Below are 5,646 nucleotides of genomic sequence, written 5' to 3'. Positions count from 1 at the left end.
TTTCGGCACCGCTTGCACGCGTGTGGTTGAGACAGACGTCCAAGCGATCAGACCACCACTCTTTCCCTCATCGGACGGGACCGACTCAGGTGCCCCTTGGCTCTCGGGACTTCAGTTGTGTCCAGCGACCTCACAACCTGCGCGGTCGGTTCGAACTCCCGCCGCACGGCCATCCGACGGTATCCCGCGGGGTGGCTCCGTCCGCGGTATTCCCGTCCGCGAACGCACACGGAAGATCGCCCCGCCCGCGCGCGTCGCCAATTCAGGGATTCCTTGAAAAAGCTGACCGCAACGCTGACGCACAGTTCTCGACTCCCCGACATTCTCCTCTCCACAACCCGGCGACGTTCCATGCTATACGCGCCGGCGCGGCGCAAGGAGAGTCCATGGCATCCATCGTGAAAGTGATCGAAGTAATCGCGGAATCCCCCAAGAGTTGGGACGACGCGGCCCAGCAAGCGCTGCGGGAAGTCGCGAAGACGGTCGACGGCATCACCGAGATCTGGGTGAACGGCATGAAAGCGGTGGTCGAGGGGGACAAGATCGTGCGGTACCGCATCACGGCCAACGTGTCGTTCGTCGTGAAGTCGCCGGTGAAATAGTCCACCTAGGCGACGATGAATTGCGGCTCGCCGCACTGCTCGGCGATCGCGGCGGCCGCGCGATCGCGGAGATCCACGGCGGCTGCCAGGTCGGTGCCGGACGGGCGCAGGGGCTCGCCAATCCAGAGGTGTATGCGCGACGGGTGAGGAAAGCGTGCGTCGGCCGGCAGCGCCGCGCGCGTCCCGCGCAGAGCCATAGGGATGACAGGTGCACCAGCCGCCGCCGCCGCGGTGAACGCGCCCAGTCGGAAGGGGCGCAGCCCTTTCGTGCCCGAGAAGCCGCCCTCGGCGAAGAACAGCGCGGATTCACCACGCCGCAGCCTTGCCTCGATCGCGGCGGCGTCGGCGAGGCTCTGTTGTACGTGCCAACGATCCACGGTCGGGTGCTCACCACGGCGAGCGAATGTGCCGAGGAAGCGCCAGCCGAGGATCTCGGTCATGGCCACGAACACGAAGTCGATCGGCAGCGCCGCCAGGAGTACCGGCGTGTCGGCGTACGATGCGTGGTTCACGACGAGAACGCGTGGGCCGTTCGACGGAAGCCTCCCAAGGCCCTCCACGCTCACAGAACACCCCGTGACGGCGAGCAATACGCGACTGACGAAACGGCTGAGCACACGCACCGGGCGTCCGGGAGGCAACACGCGCACGAGCACATAGCCGAGCGGCACCAGCAGTACAAGCGCAGCGGTTGAGGCGACCGCGAGGTAGCCCAGGTAGAGAGCACGACCGGCGGCGCGCGCAGCGCGATGCAACTTCGGCGCGGCGAGCTCCACGGCCATGCCGACCCGCACGCGCCAGGGCACGCGACGACGCTCACCCATGGCGTCGGCAATGTAGGCATCGCGCGCCGCCGAGCGGCGGATCTTGCCGCTGGGGGTCTTGGGCACGGTGCCGGGTGAGAGGACGCGCACGACGTCGGGCGGGACGCCGACCTCGACCGAGACCGCCTCGACCACGGCGCGCTCGAGGCGTTCGCGATCGGCCGGGGACGAAGCGTGTGTTTCGGCGATGACAATGAGACGCTCGGTGCCGGTGGCGGGATCGGGCACTCCGAACGCGGCCACGCATCCCTTCCGAATGCCCTCCACGCCACCGGCAATCTCCTCGATCTCCTGAGGGATGAGGTTACGCCCTCCCTTGATGATGAGATCCTTCGCGCGGCCGGTGATGTATAGCTCGCCGTCACTGAGATACGCGAGGTCGCCGCTGTCGATCCAGCCATCGGCCGTGACCGCGTGCGCGGTGGCGTCGGGGTTGCGATAGTAGCCGCGCATGCACGAAGGGCCGCGGAACCAGACGCGCCCCACGGTTCGCTCGGCCACCACGGCTCCGTGATCGTCCACTACGCGCACCTCGTGGTTGCGCAGAGGATGTCCGACCGACACGAAATGGAGCGCGGTGCGGTCTCCGGGGGTGGCCGGGGCGGCGCGGCCGTCGCGGGTAAACGGGTCCCGGGCGACGGCGTCGACGCGCGGCGGCCGCGCCAGCGCCGGAAAGCAGAGCGCGACGGAACTCTCGGCCAGCCCGTACACGGGCATGAAGGCGTCGCGGCGAAAGCCGTAGCGTTCGAAGCGGTTCGCGAAACGGTCGAGCGTCGCGGCGCTCACCGCCTCGGAGCCGTTGAGCGCACAGCGCCAGGTAGAGAGATCGAGCCCGTCGATGGTTTCGTCGCGCACTTTCCGCACGCACAGTTCGTAGGCAAAGTTCGGGGCGGCGGAGAGGGTGGCGCGCTCCTGATGGATGGCCCAGAGCCAGCGCTCGGGGCGCGCGAGAAACGCGAGGGGCGACATGAGGCCAAGGGGCAGACCCTGGACGAGCGCGGTGAGCCAAGCGCCGATGAGCCCCATGTCGTGATAGAGCGGAAGCCAGCTCACGACGACATCCGTGGGGCGCATGTCCACGCCGGCGGAAATCGCGCGGATGTTGGCCAGCAGGTTGGCGTGCGACAGGAGCACTCCTTTGGGGTCGCCGGTGCTGCCCGACGTGTACTGGATGAGCGCCGGCGCTTCGGCCGCGATGGGAGGAAGCATGCCAGCACTGGCGGCGCCCACATCGGCTTCGTCGCGCAGTACCTGGGCCGTGACCGGGTTCGTCAATGCGGGAGCGTCGGTCTTGAGGGCGCGGGCCACCGGCGCGGCTTCGGGCATGGCGATCAACACGCGCGCTTCGGCATTGGCGAGGATGCGCGACTGCCGCCGCAGATATTCCCCAAGGCGGTCGAGCCGCGCGGGCGGATAGAGGGGCACGGCCACCGCGCCGGCCGCGAGCACTCCCATGAACGACTGCAGATAATCGAGTCCGGTGGGGAGCATGAGGGCGACGGGCTCACCGGCCCGGACACCGCGCGCCACAAGAGCGGCGCCGATCTGTTTGGCGCCGCGCCAGAGTTCCCCGTATGTGACGGGGTGGGTGGAATCGTCCATGTGCAGGCGTGCGTGTATGCGCGCCGGCTCGGCATCTGCTCGCAGGCGCAGTGCATCGACGAGGGTGAAAGCCTGATCGAGCCGCAGCGTGCTGGCAGCGACCGCGGTTTCATGCTCCGCTGGGACGATGGCGCCGTCGATGCGCGGGGCCAGTTCGACAGCGGCTGCAATCTCGCGCGGCGTATCGAGGAGCAGGAAGCGATCGTCGAGTTCGCGGCCGAAGGCGGCTTCGAGGCGAGTGAACAGTTCGGCGCGTTCGAGGCTTCCCATACCGACGTCGCGCTCGAGCGAGGCGGTAGGGGTGACGGCGCGCGCGGCGCGGTCGCCGCGCAACTCCCGGGCGAGTTCGCGGGAGACCTCGACGACGCGTTCTTCGATGGTCATCCCTTGATCACCCCGAGCGGGCGCAGGCGGGCCACGCGGCGGGCGAGCTGCGCGCCCTCGACAACCGCGGCGACGCGGTCGACGTCTTTGTAAGCGAACGGCGCCTCTTCAGCGAGGCCGCGGTTGCTGGCGCAGCGCACGACGATACCCTGCGCCTCAAGCTCGCGGCGGAGCGCGCCGCCCGTCACCTGCCGTGCGGCGGCATGGCGGCTCAGCGAGCGCCCGGCGCCGTGACAGGCGCTGCTCCAGGACAGGTTCTCTGCCGCCGCGGCGCCCGCCAACACCCACGATGCCGTCCCCATGCTCCCGGGAATGAACACCGGCTGCCCGACGGCGCGATAGTCCGTTGGAAGCTCGGGGTTACCCGGGCCGAAAGAGCGAGTCGCTCCCTTGCGGTGGACGCAGAGACGGCGACCGCCGTACGTCTCGAACTTGGCGATGTTGTGGGCCACGTCGTACACGACGTGGACGTCGTTTCCGGCGGCGCCGAGCACGCGCACGGCGGTCTCGCGCACGGTGTGCGTGATGCGCTGGCGGTTGGCCCACGCAAAATTCGCGGCGCAGGCCATGGCGGCGAAGTACGCGCAGCCTTCGGCCGAACTCACCGGTGCGCACGAGAGTTGGCGGTCGGGGAGGATGATGCCGTAAGCGGCGAGGTGCGCATCCATGAGCTTCACGTAGTCGGTGCATACCTGATGGCCGAGCCCGCGCGACCCGGTGTGAATGAGCACAGTGAGCCGGCCGGGGGAGAGATCGAAGGCAGAGGCGACCGCGACGTCGTGAACGGACTCAATCTCCTGGACTTCCACGAAGTGATTTCCGGCGCCGAGGGAGCCGAGCTGGCCACGTCCGCGGTCCTTGGCGCGCGCCGAGACCATGGCGGGGTCGGCGGCGTCGAGACAGCCCTCGGACTCGGTGTGGGCGATATCGCGCTCCGTGCCGAACCCGTGGGCCCGCACGAGGTGTGCGCTGCCACCGGTAAGCACTCCGTCGAGCTCCGAATCGGTGAGGTGCCACGCGACGCCGCGTCCCGTGCCGGAAGGGATGGAGCGCGACAGCTCGTGCACGAACGCCTCGAGCCGCGAGCCAACGTCGCGGCGAGAAAAAGGGAGCGTAAGCAGGCGTACGCCGCAATTGATATCGAAGCCCACGCCACCAGGCGAGACGACGCCATCAGGAAGGAGTGTGGCGGCGACGCCGCCCACGGGAAAGCCATAGCCCTCGTGCATGTCGGGCATGCCATACACGTGATCGACGACGCCGGGGAGAGTGGCGACGTTGACGAGCTGCGTCATCGCCTCGCCTGCAAGCATGGGGGCGAGCAGGTCGGCGTCGGCGTAGACGCGCGCGGGGACGCGCATGTCGGCGCGCCAGGACGCCGGCAGCTCGAAGCCGAACTCGCCAATCGCGATGAGATCCTCACGGCGCATGGGCCCTCCCGTGGGGCACCGAGCTCGTCAGATATCGAACAGTAGCGCCGCGAACCAACGCGTGCGTCGGCGCTCGAACGCGGCCCCGTGGTACGTGGCCGCCTTGAGTGGGGAGCGCCACTCGGGGACCCGGCGCCCTCGTATCTCGGCGGTGAGCTGCGAGCGCTGGAACGCCGCGGTAGACGCTGCTGGTGTATCGCCGGAGGGCGCGAGGGCGATATTCCGCACCTCGGCGTACGCCCGTCCCGCCGCTTCACCGCGGCCAATCAATTCGTTGGCCCAGTCCACGAGAAGCGTGGCGTCGTCGCGGGCGGCGAGGGCGACCCGCTCCCAGTCACCGTCGGAACCGACCGTGGGGCCGGCGGCTCGGGCGATCTGTCGCGCGACCTCGGCGAAGACCTCCTCTCGTGAATCGGCGCGCACCTCGATCCGCCATTCGCCAACGTGCGCGAGCGTGCGCATGGACGGCTTCATCGGAGATCAGCGATGTCCGGTGTGGTGCAACTCGCGCTCGATGTCTTCGACGGCGCCGTGGAGCCGGTTCTCGGCGCCGTCGTCGTCGACCGTGAGCACCATGCTGTCTAGCATCTCACACCTCCGTGCCGAGCACTATTGGCTGGTAGTCGATGTGACCGCCCGCTGCGGCAGCGGCGTCCAGAAATGGCGAACCCTCGTCGTTGGCATCACTGCCTCCGGCGAGGGTTCTGACCCGCTGGCGAGTGCCGGTCGGTTGTTTCGGCACCGCTTGCACGCGTGTGGTTGAGACAGACGTCCAAGCGATCAGACCACCACTCTTTCCCTCAT

5 protein-coding genes are annotated in these 5,646 nt (G+C 68.6%); 1 reads left to right on the top strand and 4 read right to left on the bottom strand.

Features of this window, described 5'->3' with window-relative positions:
* Positions 1–386 precede the first annotated feature (386 nt).
* Positions 387–602: a dodecin family protein gene (locus VNF92_07690; GenBank protein ID HVA57756.1), complete on the top strand. Its 216-nt coding sequence runs from the start codon at positions 387–389 to the stop codon at positions 600–602.
* 5 nt (positions 603–607) lie between these two features.
* Here VNF92_07690 and VNF92_07685 read toward each other — a convergent pair whose 3' ends face one another.
* The 4 genes from VNF92_07685 to VNF92_07670 form a co-directional block, all read right to left on the bottom strand.
* Positions 608–3,412: an AMP-binding protein gene (locus VNF92_07685; protein ID HVA57755.1), complete on the bottom strand. Its 2,805-nt coding sequence runs from the start codon at positions 3,410–3,412 to the stop codon at positions 608–610.
* A complete protein-coding gene (locus tag VNF92_07680; GenBank protein HVA57754.1) occupies positions 3,409–4,842 on the bottom strand; it encodes an RtcB family protein in 1,434 nt (477 codons plus the stop codon). The genes VNF92_07685 and VNF92_07680 overlap by 4 nt, the downstream gene beginning before the upstream one ends.
* A gap of 27 nt (positions 4,843–4,869) precedes the next feature.
* The gene (locus tag VNF92_07675; protein HVA57753.1) at positions 4,870–5,316 is read right to left on the bottom strand and encodes an archease; all 447 of its coding nucleotides are present in this window, start codon (positions 5,314–5,316) and stop codon (positions 4,870–4,872) included.
* A 115-nt stretch (positions 5,317–5,431) separates the two neighbouring features.
* Positions 5,432–5,646: hypothetical protein (locus tag VNF92_07670; GenBank protein HVA57752.1), on the bottom strand; the 215-nt coding region annotated here is incomplete at its 5' end.

It is taken from the genome of Gemmatimonadaceae bacterium (assembly GCA_035533015.1).
Lineage (GTDB): Bacteria > Gemmatimonadota > Gemmatimonadetes > Gemmatimonadales > Gemmatimonadaceae > JAGWRI01.
Note: the sequence above shows the minus strand (reverse complement) of the source record. Positions and strands in the feature narration are given on the sequence as shown.

Coding starts and splice junctions, on each gene's coding strand:
- VNF92_07675 (HVA57753.1), bottom strand. CDS start 5,316: ATGAAGCCGTCCATGCGCACGCTCGCGCACGTTGGCGAATGGCGGATC.
- VNF92_07680 (HVA57754.1), bottom strand. CDS start 4,842: ATGCGCCGTGAGGATCTCATCGCGATTGGCGAGTTCGGCTTCGAGCTG.
- VNF92_07690 (HVA57756.1), top strand. CDS start 387: ATGGCATCCATCGTGAAAGTGATCGAAGTAATCGCGGAATCCCCCAAG.
- VNF92_07685 (HVA57755.1), bottom strand. CDS start 3,412: ATGACCATCGAAGAACGCGTCGTCGAGGTCTCCCGCGAACTCGCCCGG.